Source organism: Humibacter ginsengisoli (genome assembly GCF_054780095.1).
The window spans coordinates 384,152-398,222 of record NZ_BAAGWZ010000011.1; the positions used below are offsets into that span (position 1 = coordinate 384,152).

Here is a 14,071-nt window from a genome sequence, read left to right on the forward strand (position 1 = left end):
TGATGTCCCAACCACTCACCGTCGCGGCGATCGGCTTCTGGCACGTTCACGCCGGAGACTACGCGCGCGCTGCTCAGCGGCATCCCGACACGCGACTCGTCGCCGTCTGGGATGACGACCCGCAGCGCGGCGCCGCGGCCGCCGATGAGTTCGGTGTCGAGTTCGTCTCCGACCTCGACGAGCTCCTGGCGCGCAAAGATCTCGACGCCGTCACGATCACCACGCAGACGTCCAGGCACACGGATGTCATCGGGCGCGCGATCCGCGCAGGCAAGCACGTGTTCAGCGAGAAGCTGCTCGCCCCGACGGTCGAGGAGTGCGAGGAGCTGATCGGCGCCGCCCGGCGCGACGGCGTCGTGCTCACGGTTTCGCTGCCGCGGCTCTACGACGACTACACCGTCGCGATCGAGCGCATCCTCGACGAGGGATCCCTTGGCGAGCTGACCTACACGCGTGTGCGGCTCGCGCATGACGGCTGGGCTGCCGGATGGCTGCCCGAGCGTTTCGCAGACCCGGATGCCGCCATCGGCGGCGCGCTCACCGACCTGGGCTGCCACCCGGCTTACTTGACCCGGCTGTTCCACCGGGCGGAACCGATCGCTGTCAGCGCCAGTTACGGCAGTGTGACGGGACGAGCAGTCGAGGACAACGCCGTGGTCACCGCGGAGTTTTCCGGCGGTCGTCTCGGCGTGTTCGAGGCGGCTGTGGCGACCACTCCAGGCGCCTTCACGCTCGAGCTCCGTGGCACGGCCGCCTCGCTCATGTTCGGATTCGGCAGCGAACGCCTGCTCGCCAAGGGCGGGGTGTTCGGCGACCACTGGGCCGAGGTTCCTCTTCCCGAAGCGCACCCAGGGGGGTTCGCGTTGTGGGTGCAGAGCATCCACGACGGCCTCTTCACCGACGACAACCTCCGCCACGCGACCGCCCTGACCGGCATGGTCGTCGCGGCGAACGAATCGGCCGCGAGCGGGCGCCGGGTCGCGGCCACGACCCCTAAGGAGTACCGCCCATGACCAGCAAGACCGTTCGAATAGGCCTCATCGGCGCCGGAAACATCGCCGGTGCGCACATCGCCGGTTACCTGCGCAACCCCGAGACGATCACGTTCGCCGCGATCGCCGACCCGGTGCTCGAGAGCGCGGAGCGACGCGCGGGCGATACCGGAGCATCCGTCTACGCCGACTACAACGCGATGCTGGCCGAGGCCGACATCGACGCCGTCGACATCTGCCTTCCGCATCACTTGCACAAGGACGCCATCGTCGCTGCCGCTCGCGCCGGCAAGCACATTCTCTGCGAGAAGCCGCTCTGCCTCACCGCGGAAGAGGCGGTCGAGGTGTCCGAAGCGGTCACCGACGCTGGCGTGACACTGATGTGCGCGCACAACCAGCTGTTCCTGCCGGCCGTCGCCCGTGCGAAGCAGTTGATCGACGACGGTGTGCTGGGCCGTGTCTACGAGGTGCGCACGACCGACAGCTTCTTCAACGACTTCAACCCGGAGAACATGGGATGGCGCGCCAACGCGGCGACGAGCGGCGGCGGCGAGCTCATCGACACCGGCTACCACCCGACCTACCTCCTGCTGCACCTCGCAGGCGGCTCGCCGGTCGAGGTCGCCGCCATGCTGGCCACTCACCGGCTCGCGTTCATGGAGGGCGAGGACTCGGCGACCGTGCTCGTTCGATTCGACAACGGTGTGATCGGGACGATCGTGACGAGCTGGGCGTACCAGGCCGCGGACGGCACCGAGAAGTTCTCGGCCGTCGGTGAGCAGGGCAGTCTGACGAGCGACGGCACCTCGCTCAGCTACCGCCGACGCGGGGAGAGCGAGCCGACCATCCTCGAGCTCGAGCCCGTGCACGAGTTCCAGGCGGAGCTCGAGCACTTCGCGCGCAGCATCCTCGACGGCACCCGCCCGCTGCACACCGAGAAGGAGGGCACGGAGGTGCTGGGCATCATCCTCGCCGCGTACGAGTCGGCGAACGCGCGCACGGTCGCGCCGGTTGCGACACTCGCCACCGCCGGGTGAGTGGGGCGGGCATCATGGCCAGCTGACAGGGCAACTCCGCAGACGCTACAGCCCACGGGTGAGCCTGCTTGCCGTGTCTTTCCGTCCATGGGTGAGCCTGCTTGCCGTGGCTTTCCGTCCACAGGTGCCTGTTCGGCCGGGTTGTCCACAGGTAAAGTACCTGGTCAGGATCGGGTTCGGAATGTCGGTGGGTGCTGCTTGACTTGGTTGTATGAACAGTTCGAACGCACCGGTCGCCGCCTCCACGGCGGCACTGTCGGATGCGTTCGACGCGCTGACGGCGGCACTGGATGACGTGCTGCCCGCGACCGGTGTGCACGGTCTCGGTGATGAGGTGCTGTTGACCGCGACCCGGGCGGTGGAAGCCCTGGGCCGGAAGGTGGACGCGTTGCGTGCGCACTGTGCTGGGGAGATCCTGGAACGCTCCCCGAAAGGACTCGGTGCGGAACGGCTCTCCGCCCGTAACGGGTGCCGCACCCCCGCGGAGTTGACGGCACGGTTGACCGGGGTGTCGGAGGCGACCGCTGCCCGGCGTGCTGCGCTCGGGCAGGCGGTGGCGGTGCGGGGGTCGTTCACCGGTGGGTTGTTGCCGCCGAAGTTCCCCACCGTCGCCCAAGCAGTCGCCGCCGGGGACCTGGGTGAGGATGCCGCCCGCATCATCGTCAACACCCTGACTGGAGTGGAGCATCGTGCGAACCCGGACGATTGGGCCGCCGCCGAGCGCGATCTGGTCGCTTCCGCCGTGGAGGAGGGGTTCACGGCGGATCAGACGAGGGTGCAGGCGACGGTGTGGCGGGTCGCGTTGGATCCGGACGGGGTGGAGGGGGATGCGGAGGAGGCGATGCGGCACCGTGCCCTGACCCGGCTGGGCACGAGGGGTGGGCTGATCAGGTATCGGATGGAGTTGATGCCGGAGATCTCCGGGAAACTGGAACAAGCCATCGCCGCCGTGGTGTCCCCGAAATCGAAACCCGCCTTCCTGAACGGCGACCAGCCCGGTGAGGCGGATCTGGATGACCGTACGTCGCCGCAGCGGCGGCATGACGCGTTCGCGTCCCTGATCGACGCCGCCGCCCGATCCGCGGAGGTTGCGTCGATGGGGGGTGCTGCACCCACCGTGCTGGTCACCGTGGACGAACACGACCTCCGAGAGGGGCGTGGTGCCGGGTGGATCGACGGGGTCCAGGAGCCGATCCCGATGACCACGGTCACCCAGTTCGCCTGCGCCGGCGGCATCCAAAAACTCCTGATCCGGGAGGGGCGGATCGTGTCGTTGTGGTCACCGCAACGCTGCTTCACCCCCCAACAACGCAAAGCGATCGCCGCCCGCGACCGTGGCTGCGTGATCCCCGGATGTCGGATCCCGGCCAGCTGGTGCGAGATCCACCACGTGCAAGAACACTCCCACGGCGGACCCACCGACACCGGCAACGGAGTCGCGCTGTGCTGGTACCACCATCACTACGTCGACACCGGCGGCTGGGCCATCAAGATGATCGACGGGGCACCACACGTCCGAGCACCAGCATGGATCGACCCCACCGGAACCTGGCGACCCACCGGAACCTGGCGGCCCACCAGCACCGCACGCGGCAAACCCCGACGACGCGAATGACCTCGCGAACCCCGACGACGCGAACGAGCGTGCCCGGGGCAACTCCCGGGGAACGGCGGTGCCGCGGCTCCGTGCCGCGAAGTTCCCACTGCTCGACAGCCGGTGGCGTGCGCCCTAGGACTCCGCCACAAGCTCCAGGAATCGCCGGTGGAACCGATACTCGCCATCGATCTCCGGGTGGAAGGCGGTGGCCAGCAGGCCGTCCTGCTCCACCGCGACCACCCGGCCGTCGACGAGCGTCGCCAGCGCGGTAACGTCCTCAGACATCCGCTCGACAGCCGGCGCTCGGATGAACACGGCGTGCACGGCAGGATCACCGAGCTCCGCGATCGGCAGGTCTGTCTCGAACGAATCGTTCTGGTTGCCGAACGCATTGCGCCGCACGGTGACGTGGAGGCCACCGATCGTCTGCTGTCCGTCAGCCGCGTCGACCAGTTCGTCGGCGAGCATGATCATGCCGGCGCACGTGCCGTAGACGGGCATGCCCGCCGCGATCCGATCGCGAATCGGCTGCGCGAGCCCGAACGACCGGCTGAGCTTGTCCATCACGGTCGACTCACCGCCAGGAATGATGAGCCCACCGACCTGGTCCAGTTCGGCCGCGCGGCGCACGGGTACGGCTTCGGCACCGATCTCCCGCAGCACGTGCAGATGTTCGCGGAAGTCACCCTGAAGTGCGAGAACGCCGACCCGGCGGCCGCTACCGGTCACGCTCATGGTCTCCAGCGTAATCGGGTCCCGCCAGCGCTCCGTGCCAGCATCACGCGCCGCACGGCGGAGCCGACCCATGAATCCGGGACATGCATCCGGAACACGCTACGAGTCCACGCCGACTTGCGACTTACGAGTCGACGCCGGCGTCCGATGCGAGCTCGGCCGCGGCCGCGTCGTCGATCTCCCAAATGGTCAGGTCGGGTGCATCGTCGCCGAGCTCGGCCCGCACGACAGCTTCTGCCACCTGCGATGCATAGGCCACCACCGCCCATTTGCCCGGGGCGAGGATGCTCGCAACCTGCTTCCGCAAACGCCGCTCAGGGGTGGCGTCATCTTCGGCGATCCGATCGACGACCGCGTTCACCGTGCCGCCGACCCTGGCACCGAGCAGCGGTGTCGCCAGGAGCGAACCCAGTATCTGAGCGAACGAGGCGGCGTCTCGCTCGTTCTCGGGTGCGACCGGATCATGGGGTGCGGTCGTGAGCTCGAGGTGGCCGTCCTTGCCCACTTCGGCCCAGACGAGCCCCGTGAGGTTGAGCAACGCGGCACCGTGCAGTTCCCGCAGACGGTTGAAGACCCGACGGGAGGCATCCTCATCGTCGAAAGAGGCACTGATGAGAGCGGATGCCATGGGTCACCTCCGTAGAACGCGGTCGAACGGCTTCTCGTGACATCCGCTCGGCACGTCGAGCCTCGCGCCGCGCTCTTCGTCGATCAAGGGCTTGCAACTACAACGGAAGCGTCACTTGGACGAACCGGCCTTCGCCGCGCCCGCCGCGCTCGGCTGATGTCGGGACAGTTCGATGACGCCGTACACCGCGATGGCCCCGGAGACGATGAACACTAGGTCGGCCCAGATCGGCGCGGTCGCCGCTTCGCCGAGCACGACGATGCCGATGCTCACCCCCACGAGCGGGTCGATGACGGTGAGGCCGGCAACGACGAGTTCCGGGGAACCGGACGAATACGCCGTTTGCACGAAATACGTCCCGAGGATCGCCGCGGCGACCAGCCCGAGCAGGCAGACGACGGTCAGCCAGTCCGCCGGACTGAGGCGGAAGCCGTTGTGGATGATGGTCTGAACGCGAGTGATCAGCACTTTGGCGAGCGTGGCGACGAACCCGAACAACACACCGGCGCCCGCGACGTAGAACAGCCGAGTGAACCTGGCCCTGAACACCACGAAGCCGATTCCGAAGAGCAGCAGCACCACCGCCAGGATGATCACCACGATCAGAAGCTGCGCATCGGTGATCGGGATCGTGGTGGTGGTGAGCGCCGCAATGGTGACGAACAGACCCACCCCGGCGATGCAGCAGACGATGGCACGGATGGCTCGCGGCTCCAGTCGCGTTCTGGACAGCCTCGCCGTGATCACTGCCGTGATCACGAGCGCCATGGCACCGAGCGGCTGAACGACGGTGAGTGGCGCGAGGAACAAGCTGAAGAGCTGCAGCACGATCGCCAGCCCGAGCATGAGGGTGCCAAGAAGCCACGACGGCCGGCGCGCCAACGCGACCAGCTGTTTCCAGCCCAGGCCGGAGTGTTTCGCCGCATCCGCGCTGCGACCGACCTTGGTGACCCCGTGTTGCTGGAACTCCGCCCCCACTGCGAGGAAGACGGAACCGACGAGCGCGACAGGGATGCCCAGCGACTGGGCTGGAGTGAGCGAGACCAGGGCGAGGCTCACGGGCATCCTTCCCCGCGGAGGCCGTTCTCGGAGGCGATCACGACCTCCTGGACGCGGCCCGGCGGATGAAGCCGATGATCACCGTCGCTATGAAGAGGATGATGCCGATGATCGCAAGCCAGAGCAGGCCCTTGAACGCGAATCCGATGACGGCCGCGATCAGCCAGATGACCAGAAGCACAACGAGCAAGATCAACATGGTCGAAACGCTACGCGCGTCGCGGCTGTCGGAGGAGGGCTGGACGAGAGCGCGCCGATGCGCTTCGGCGGCGAAGGTCCCTCGCCTACCAGCCGCGCTCGGCGAGGCGGTGCGGAGCAGGCACGTCGGCGACGTTGATGCCGACCATCGCCTCACCGAGTCCGCGGGACGCCTTCGCAATCTCGTCCGGGTCGTCGTAGTACGTCGTCGCCTTCACGATGGCCGCCGCACGATTGGCGGGATCGCCCGACTTGAAGATGCCCGAGCCGACGAAGACGCCGTCAGCGCCCAGCTGCATCATCATCGCCGCATCGGCCGGGGTGGCGACGCCTCCTGCCGTGAACAGCACGACGGGCAGCTTGCCGGTCGTCGCCACCTCGGCCACGAGGTCGTACGGTGCCTGCAGTTCCTTCGCCGCCACGTAGAGCTCGTCCTTCGACTTCGACTTCAGCGCGTTGATCTCCGAGGTGATCGCGCGGATGTGCTTGGTCGCCTCCGAGACGTCGCCCGTGCCGGCCTCACCCTTCGATCGGATCATCGCCGCACCCTCGGTGATGCGCCGCAGCGCCTCGCCCAGGTTGGTCGCACCGCACACGAATGGCACGGTGAACGGCCACTTGTCGATGTGGTTCACATAGTCGGCCGGCGACAGCACTTCGGACTCGTCGATGTAGTCGACACCGAGCGCCTGCAGCACCTGCGCCTCCACGAAGTGCCCGATGCGAGCCTTCGCCATAACCGGGATGGAGACCGCCGAGATGATCCCGTCGATCAGATCCGGGTCGCTCATGCGCGCGACACCACCCTGCGCCCGGATGTCTGCAGGCACCCGCTCGAGCGCCATCACGGCGACCGCGCCGGCGTCTTCCGCGATCCTCGCCTGCTCGGCGGTGACGACATCCATGATCACCCCGCCCTTCAGCATCTCCGCGAGCCCGCGCTTGACGCGGCTCGTTCCGAGTTCGGTGGTCGTGGTCTCGATCGTGTCGGTCATGATCCTCTGGGTTTTCGTCGCGCATGCCGTTCATCGGCAGGCAAGGGGTTGCTAGCGAAACTCGACGTCCACGGTAGCGGCGCTGGCAGAAAAGACGCAGTGAGCGTGCCGGGTACGGGCGCTGGAGCGGATGGTTGTACCGGGCCGCGTCCCTCATTAAGTTAGCATCTGCGTATGGATGCGGATAAGCCGATATGCGGTCGCGAGGTGGACAGCCAGTACGTCGAGCTGGCCGTCGAGGTGTTCTCGATGCTGGCCGACGCCACCCGGGTGCGGATCATCCTCGCGCTCCGGGATGTCGAGGAGCTGTCGGTGAACCACCTTGCCGACATCGTGGACAAACCGCCGTCGGCGGTGTCGCAGCACCTCGCCAAGCTGCGCCTGGCTCGCATCGTCGCGACACGTCAAGACGGGCAGCGCGTCTTCTACCGGCTGGAGAACGAGCATGCGAGGCAGCTCGTGTCGGATGCGATCTTCCAGGCGGAGCATTCACTGGGAGACATGCCGCGCCACCACCACGTGCAGGCGGTTGAGCAGTCGTGAGCCACACACACGAGCACGAGCACGAGCACGAGCACCAGCGCGAGCACCAGCACGAGCACGAGCATCCTCATGCCCACCACGAACACGACCACGGGCATGACCACGACCACGGGCACTCGCATCCGCATGGCGGTGTGAAGGGATTCCTCTACGACCTCTTCGTTCCGCACACGCACGATGCCGCGGACTCCGTCGATGACGCGCTCGAGGCGAGCAAGGCAGGCGTTACCGCCGTCAAGGTCTCAATGTTCATCCTGCTGGGCACGACCCTTCTGCAGTTCGGCTTCGTGCTGTTCACGGGCTCCGTCGCGCTCCTGGCCGACACGATCCACAACTTCGCCGACGCGCTTACCGCCGTCCCGCTATGGATCGCGTTCGTGCTCGGCCGACGCGTCGCCACTCGCCGCTACACCTACGGGTACGGGCGCGCCGAAGACCTCGCCGGCTTGTTCATCGTCTTCGTCGTCGCGTTGTCCGCGGTCGTCGCCGGCTGGGAGGCGATCGACCGTTTCATCCATCCGCAACCGGTGGAGAATGCCGGGTGGCTGATGGTCGCCGGCCTGATCGGATTCGCAGGAAACGAGCTCGTCGCCGTCTATCGCATCCGCATCGGGCGCAAGATCGGCTCGGCTGCACTGATGGCCGACGGTGTGCACGCGAGGCTCGACGGCATCACCTCGCTGTCGGTCGTGCTGGGCGCCATCGGTGTGCTGCTCGGCTTTCCGCTCGCCGACCCGATCATCGGCCTGCTCATCGCTATCTCGATCCTGGCGCTGCTCTGGGGCACGGTGAAGTCGGTCGGCGCACGCCTGATGGATGCCGTCGACCCGCTGTTGCTCGAACGAGTCGAGCATGTGCTCGAGCACACGACCGGAGTGACGGGCATCCAGAACGTGAAGCTGCGCTGGAGCGGTCACCGTCTCATCGGATCGGCCATGGTGACGACGGATGCCTCGAGCCTGCACGACGCCGTACGCGTCGCCGATCATGCGTCAGCGCACGTCCGCGGCGAACTCCGCAACCTCGACGACTTCCTCGTTACGCCGGTACCGCCGGGCCGCTGACACGCGCCACCCTCAACGGCGACCGGGGCGCCGGCAGTTCAGGAATAGCCGCGCTTGAGGAGCATGCCGGCTGCCTTGTCGAACTCGTCCGAGCTCGGAATCTGGAAGGCGAGCGCGTTCGCGTATCGGACGATCACGTTGAAGATGCTCGCCACTGCCGCCGCATCGCGGAGATCGTCGACGGACAGGCCGGCATCCAGAGCGGCTCGAGCGTCGGCGGCGGTGAGCTCGTCCGGACGACGCGTGACCTTCTCGATGAAGGTCAGCGCCGCTTTCAGCCGATCGGACACCGGGGCGGTGCGGTAGTCGTTCAACACGGCGTCGACGAGCGCGCGATCGATGCCGCGCACGGCGATCGCACCGTGCGCACCAACGCAGAACGGGCACGAGTTCCAGGATGCGACGGCAGCGGCCATGAGTTCCCGCTCGTACACGCTCCATCCGCTCTCGCCGCGCATGGCCCTCTGCGTCCAGGCGCCCAGAACCGGGCCGGCGAAGTCCTGGTGGTAGAACGCCACTCGCGCGGCATCGGGCAGACGGATGCCGGTGAGCCGCGAGATCATCGCGATCAGCGCTCGGTGCCGAAGGGTATCGCCACGCTCGACCTCAGGCAGGCGCATCGAGGGCTTCCTCGATCACTGCTGCTGCGGCGTCCCAGCGGTGCAGCCCCGTTCCGATCGCGGCGGTCAGGATCAGCTCGAACGCGCTTCTCTCACTGCTTGTGGCGCGCAGCACAGCCGCGATTTGGGCATCCGTCACTCGTGCCGAGTCCCTGGCGATCTGTTCGACGAGCTGGTCGTAGGGCTCGGGAACGGCGGCACCCCTGGCGGCACGTTCGAATACCGCCAACCGCAGCGCGCGGTCGGTGTCCCCGCTGTCTGCGACACGGGCGGACAGGGCTCGGGCGTGCTCGGCGTGCGACTGCAGGCCGTCCCTTCGCATGGCGGCGACTCTACGCGCAGTCCGAGAGAGCTGAAAAGGGGGATGCCGGTCCGCCCGAACCCGACATCCCCCGGCTCACACGACCGTCAAACCGCAGCGACGGTGCTCTTGAGCTTCTCGTACAGCTCCTCGCTGGTGTGCTGCTCCTGGCCGAGGTTCTCGGTGAGCAGTTCCACGACCTGCTGAAGCCCGAGAGAGTCGGCGAGGCAGATCAGCGACTGGTATGCGGCGATCTCGGTGTGCTCGGTCTCGAGCGCTGCCGACAGCACCACGCTGTCGAGGAGCGACACGTCGGACTTGCGGATCAGCGACGTGCCCTCGCGAGAGAGTCCCTTCGTGGTCTGCGACGGCTCCTCGGCTGCGGAGATCTCCAGTTCCTGGCACACCCGATCCAGGTTTTTCATCTGGTGCCGCGTCTCGTCTGCGTGGTGACGGAACATCTCCTTGATGTCCTCGCTCTGCGCGGCCTGCTCGAGCTCCCCGAGCATCGAGAGCGAGTCCTGCTCCATCGAGATGGCCGAGCCGATGCGGTATTCGAGAAGCTGGCGCGGATTGTCGAAGTGTTCGAACATGCGCAGATCTCCCTTTCTCCTCTAAGGCTGCAAGACCAGATCACGGCATGGCGAGCATCCATATAAGGGGTTGCCAAACGAGCCGCGAGAAGCACGGACCTGCGGTCGTCGGTCCGTATTGCTCGGCACTTCACAAGGTCGGCCCAAAGTCAAGGGCCCCCTCCTACGAGGGGTCACCGTTGCGGCACCTCGCAGAACCGCGTTTGCTGGCCACGGTGATGCGATGCGGCAGCCCGGAAGGCTGCCGATGGACCGCTCGAACGGCGGGCACGAATTCGGGATATGGAGAGTGAGCGAGCTATGGGAACGATGATCTATGGACCTCAAGACGTGGAGTTCGACGACCGCCTCCTTACTCACCTGGAGATCGTCATCGTCAACAAGTTCCGTCGCCGCGAGTCCTTTCTGATGTCGTGGCTGGACGACCTCTCGGTCGGAAGCGGCAGGGCGTCGTTGTGGATGTCGGCCGAGGTCCCGGTGTACTTCAAGTACCTGGGGTCGCGCGTTCCGGCGGTCAACCGGGACTGGCTGCGACTGCTGGAGACGGAGGCCAACGGACCGCGCGGCCTCGTCGTGCTCGACGAGGATGGCGCGCCGGCGCATGCTGGACGTGCCGGTCAGCAGCGCCCCGACCGCGACGCGCACCCGGTACGCCGGGTCGCCTAGGAGCGCTGGAGACGCAGCGCTAGTCCCACGCCCACGACTCGGTGCGGTACTCGTCGCCGCGGTCGGTGAGTTCGAGGCCCAGGCCGGGCCGCGAGGGATCGGGCACGAGGCATCCGTCGACCAGCTCGGGCGTGCCGTCGAAGAGCAGAGGCTCGATCAGCGCGTGGTCGTGGAAGTACTCCACGTGCACGCCGGGCTCGACGGATGCCGTCAGTACGGCATGCAGGGCCGGTGCGCAGTGCGCGCTCAGCGGCACGCCCCACGCGACGCACTGCTCGGCCGTGTTCAGAAACCCCGTGACGCCGCCGCAGCGCGTGGCGTCCGCCTGGAGCGTGTCGACGGCGCCTGCGGTGAGGAGCAGGCGGAAGTCCGCCGGCATGTAGCCGTACTCCCCCGCCGCGATCTGCATGCCGCCCGGGCCGCGGTCGCGCATCAGGCGCAGCCCTTCGAGGTCGTCGCTGGAGACCGGCTCCTCGAACCAGGTCACCCGGTCCTCGCGCCAGAACAGTTCGGCCATCCCGAGCGCCTGTTTGCGGCTGTACGCGCCGTTCGCGTCCACGAACAGCTGCACGTCGCCGCCGATCGCCTCCCGGGCCGTGCGCACGCGAGCCGGGTCTGCCGCTGCATCCGTTCCGATCTTCATCTTCACCGCACGGATGCCCTGCTCGGCCCATCCGCCGAGCTGCTGCCGCAGCTGCTCGTCGCTGTAGCTCGTGAACCCCCCGCTGCCGTACACCATGATGCGGTCGCGGGAAGCACCGAGGAGCCGAAACAGCGACACGTCGAGCAGCTTCGCCTTGAGGTCGTGCAGCGCGACGTCCATGGCCGAGATCGCGCTGGCCGCGATGCCGCGCCAGCCGATGTTGCGCACGGCCCGCGCCATCGCCCAGAAGAGCTGCGGTGTCGCCGTCGCGTCCTTGCCGGTCACGAGGGGCGCGAGCACGTCGCGCACCAGCCCGAGACCGGTGGACGAGGTGTACGCGTAGCCGAGACCGGTGCATCCGCCCGCGTCGATCTCGACGACGAGAACCGTCGTCGAGTCCCACTTCGCGGTGCCGTCGGACTCGTTCATCGGCTCGCCGTCGAACGTCGTCGGCACCACGTACACCCTGGCGCGCACGGCGCGGATCGCGGTGTCCGCGGCGCGTGTCCCGCGGCCTGGAGATTCCGGATCGCCTGCCACGGTCATCCGCTCACTCGTCCTTCTTGTCGCCGCCGAGGTGCAGCGCGCCCTTCACGCGCTCCACACCCTCGGTGAACAGAGCCTCCGCGGAGTCCTTGATCACGTTGACCTCGAACGGGTCTCCCTTCAGCAGCGCAATGCCGGTGTTCTTCGCGTACTCCCTGGTGATGTGCGGCGGCAGCGGAGGAATGTTCCGGCTCACCATGGCGTCGATCACGGTCACCCCATCGTGGGCGAGCGCGGTCTCGATCGCGTCGGCGGCGTCGTCGTCCTTCTCCACGCGGATGCCCTGAAAACCCAGCAGCCGCGCGTAGCCGGCGTAGTCGATCGACTCCACGTCCTGCGCGGTGCGCCACACCGGGTTGGCGTCTTCGGTGCGCATCTCCCATGAGACCTGGCCGAGGTCGTTGTTGTGCAGGATGAGCACGACGAACTGCTTGTTCGGGAACCTCTTCAGGTACTTCTTCATCGTGATCAGCTCGTTCATGCCGAGCATCTGGAACGCCCCGTCACCGATGGTGCAGATCACCGGACGGTCCGGGAACGCGAACTTCGCAGACGTCGCGTACGGCATCGCGGCCAGCATCGTCGCGAGGCGCCCGGAGAGGTCGCCGCGCATACCGCGCCGGAAGCGCAGGTGGTGGGCGTACCAGTCGGCGGTGGTGCCGGCATCCGCGGTCACGATCACACCGTCGGGCAGCCGTTTGTTCAGCTCGAAGTAGAACCGCCGCGGGTTGGCGCCGTCGTCATAGTTGACCATCGCCTCCGCTTCTTCCTCGCGCTCCCAGCCCTGCATCTCGTCGATGATCTTGCGCTGCCACGACAGGTCGTCCTTGGGCTTCAGCATCGGGATGAGCGCCCTCAGCGTCGCCTTCACATCGCCCCACAGATTCACCTCGGTGGGGTAGCGGATGCCCATCTGCTCCGGCTTCAGATCCACCTGGATGGCCCTGGCCGCGCCCGTCTCCGGCAGGAACTCCCCATAGGGATAGTTCGTGCCGAGCATGAGCAGCGTGTCGCACTCGTGCATCTGGTGCAGGCTCGGCAGCGAGCCGAGCAGCCCGACCTGCTGGGTGTGGTACGGGATGTCGCCGGGGATGACATCCTTTCCGCGCAGCGCCGTGACGACACCCGCACCGGTCAGCTCGGCGGCCTTCAGCACCTCGTCGGTCGCGCCCTGGGCGCCCGCCCCGACGAGGAACGTGACGCGCTCGCCGGCGTTCAGGATGTCCGCCGCCTTGCGCAGCTCCGCCTCGCTGGGCGTGATGTCGGTGGATGCCGGCTCCCTGCTGGCCCGCGACACCCAGTGCGCCGCGGTCGGCGTCACCGCCTTCATGGCCTGCACGTCGTGCGGGAACACGATCACCGCCGGCTGCAGCCGCGCGAGCGCGCTGCGGAACGCGGTGTCGACCACAGCCTCCGCCTGTACGGGCGAGACGATGGTCTGCACGTAGCAGGCGACGTCCTGGAACACCCGCTCCAGGTTGTTCTCCTGCTGCGTGAACGTGCCGAGCGAGGCGAGGCCCTGCTGGCCGACGATCGCGACGACGGGCTGGTTGTCCATCTTCGCGTCGTACAGACCGTTCAGCATATGGAATCCGCCCGGGCTCGACGTGGCGACGCACACGCCGACCTCCCCGGTGAACTTCGCGTGCGCCGTGGCCATCAGGGAGCAGATCTCCTCGTGCGTCGGCCTGATGTAGTCGACGCCGTCGCCCTCGTCCTGCGCTTTGCCGAGCGCACCGTCGAACGCGCCGATCCCGTCGCCGGGGAACCCGAACACGCGAGTGACGCCCCAGTCCTTCAGCCGCTCGATGACGACGTCGCTCACCGTCTTAGCCATCTGTCTCCTCCTTCGTC

Annotated in this window: 16 protein-coding genes; 6 read left to right on the forward strand and 10 right to left on the reverse strand. The window is 67.4% G+C overall.

The window, feature by feature from the left end:
* Window positions 1-2 precede the first annotated feature (2 nt).
* The 3 genes from ACYVI5_RS16015 to ACYVI5_RS16025 all read left to right on the forward strand — a co-directional run bounded on the left by ACYVI5_RS16015 (window position 3) and on the right by ACYVI5_RS16025 (window position 3,644).
* Window positions 3-1,013: a Gfo/Idh/MocA family protein gene (locus ACYVI5_RS16015; RefSeq protein ID WP_460581098.1), complete on the forward strand. Its 1,011-nt coding sequence runs from the start codon at window positions 3-5 to the stop codon at window positions 1,011-1,013.
* Window positions 1,010-2,029 carry a Gfo/Idh/MocA family protein gene (locus tag ACYVI5_RS16020; protein WP_460581099.1) on the forward strand — a complete coding sequence of 340 codons (1,020 nt, stop codon included), beginning with the start codon at window positions 1,010-1,012 and terminating at the stop codon, window positions 2,027-2,029. Before ACYVI5_RS16015 ends, ACYVI5_RS16020 begins: the two co-directional genes overlap by 4 nt.
* 211 nt (window positions 2,030-2,240) lie before the next feature.
* Complete coding sequence (locus ACYVI5_RS16025) at window positions 2,241-3,644, forward strand: HNH endonuclease signature motif containing protein (RefSeq protein WP_460581100.1); 1,404 nt, start codon at window positions 2,241-2,243, stop codon at window positions 3,642-3,644.
* Window positions 3,645-3,758: 114 nt separating this feature from the next.
* On the opposite strand, the gene pdxT is transcribed toward ACYVI5_RS16025, so the two are convergent.
* The 5 genes from pdxT to pdxS all read right to left on the reverse strand — a co-directional run bounded on the left by pdxT (window position 3,759) and on the right by pdxS (window position 7,241).
* Complete coding sequence (pdxT, locus tag ACYVI5_RS16030) at window positions 3,759-4,361, reverse strand: pyridoxal 5'-phosphate synthase glutaminase subunit PdxT (RefSeq protein ID WP_460581101.1); 603 nt, start codon at window positions 4,359-4,361, stop codon at window positions 3,759-3,761.
* A 124-nt stretch (window positions 4,362-4,485) separates the two neighbouring features.
* The gene (locus ACYVI5_RS16035; RefSeq protein WP_460581102.1) at window positions 4,486-4,989 is read right to left on the reverse strand and encodes a hypothetical protein; all 504 of its coding nucleotides are present in this window, start codon (window positions 4,987-4,989) and stop codon (window positions 4,486-4,488) included.
* A 111-nt stretch (window positions 4,990-5,100) separates the two neighbouring features.
* The gene (locus ACYVI5_RS16040) at window positions 5,101-6,048 is read right to left on the reverse strand and encodes a DMT family protein (RefSeq protein WP_460581103.1); all 948 of its coding nucleotides are present in this window, start codon (window positions 6,046-6,048) and stop codon (window positions 5,101-5,103) included.
* 37 nt (window positions 6,049-6,085) lie between these two features.
* Complete coding sequence (locus ACYVI5_RS16045) at window positions 6,086-6,247, reverse strand: hypothetical protein (protein WP_460581104.1); 162 nt, start codon at window positions 6,245-6,247, stop codon at window positions 6,086-6,088.
* An 85-nt stretch (window positions 6,248-6,332) separates the two neighbouring features.
* Window positions 6,333-7,241, reverse strand: coding sequence for a pyridoxal 5'-phosphate synthase subunit PdxS (pdxS, locus tag ACYVI5_RS16050; RefSeq protein ID WP_460581105.1), 909 nt, complete (start codon window positions 7,239-7,241; stop codon window positions 6,333-6,335).
* A gap of 174 nt (window positions 7,242-7,415) precedes the next feature.
* On the opposite strand from pdxS, the gene ACYVI5_RS16055 reads away from it, so the two are divergent.
* Complete coding sequence (locus ACYVI5_RS16055) at window positions 7,416-7,784, forward strand: ArsR/SmtB family transcription factor (protein ID WP_460581106.1); 369 nt, start codon at window positions 7,416-7,418, stop codon at window positions 7,782-7,784.
* Window positions 7,781-8,848, forward strand: coding sequence for a cation diffusion facilitator family transporter (locus tag ACYVI5_RS16060; RefSeq protein WP_460581107.1), 1,068 nt, complete (start codon window positions 7,781-7,783; stop codon window positions 8,846-8,848). The genes ACYVI5_RS16055 and ACYVI5_RS16060 overlap by 4 nt, the downstream gene beginning before the upstream one ends.
* 38 nt (window positions 8,849-8,886) lie before the next feature.
* Here ACYVI5_RS16060 and ACYVI5_RS16065 read toward each other — a convergent pair whose 3' ends face one another.
* From ACYVI5_RS16065 to ACYVI5_RS16075, 3 genes are all read right to left on the reverse strand, one after another.
* Window positions 8,887-9,468, reverse strand: coding sequence for a carboxymuconolactone decarboxylase family protein (locus ACYVI5_RS16065; protein ID WP_460534854.1), 582 nt, complete (start codon window positions 9,466-9,468; stop codon window positions 8,887-8,889).
* Window positions 9,455-9,790 carry a hypothetical protein gene (locus ACYVI5_RS16070; RefSeq protein ID WP_460581108.1) on the reverse strand — a complete coding sequence of 112 codons (336 nt, stop codon included), beginning with the start codon at window positions 9,788-9,790 and terminating at the stop codon, window positions 9,455-9,457. The genes ACYVI5_RS16065 and ACYVI5_RS16070 overlap by 14 nt, the downstream gene beginning before the upstream one ends.
* Window positions 9,791-9,876: 86 nt before the next feature.
* Entirely contained in the window at window positions 9,877-10,362 is a 486-nt protein-coding gene (locus ACYVI5_RS16075; RefSeq protein WP_460581109.1) for a YciE/YciF ferroxidase family protein, read from the reverse strand.
* A 300-nt stretch (window positions 10,363-10,662) separates the two neighbouring features.
* Here ACYVI5_RS16075 and ACYVI5_RS16080 point away from each other — a divergent pair, with 300 nt between their 5' ends.
* Window positions 10,663-11,028, forward strand: coding sequence for a DUF7882 family protein (locus ACYVI5_RS16080; protein WP_460581110.1), 366 nt, complete (start codon window positions 10,663-10,665; stop codon window positions 11,026-11,028).
* Window positions 11,029-11,047: 19 nt separating this feature from the next.
* Here ACYVI5_RS16080 and ACYVI5_RS16085 read toward each other — a convergent pair whose 3' ends face one another.
* Together ACYVI5_RS16085 and ACYVI5_RS16090 are read right to left on the reverse strand one after the other, a co-directional pair.
* Window positions 11,048-12,217 carry an enolase-like domain-containing protein gene (locus ACYVI5_RS16085; RefSeq protein WP_460581111.1) on the reverse strand — a complete coding sequence of 390 codons (1,170 nt, stop codon included), beginning with the start codon at window positions 12,215-12,217 and terminating at the stop codon, window positions 11,048-11,050.
* A gap of 4 nt (window positions 12,218-12,221) precedes the next feature.
* A complete protein-coding gene (locus ACYVI5_RS16090) occupies window positions 12,222-14,054 on the reverse strand; it encodes a thiamine pyrophosphate-requiring protein (RefSeq protein ID WP_460581112.1) in 1,833 nt (610 codons plus the stop codon).
* Window positions 14,055-14,071: the final 17 nt, after the last annotated feature.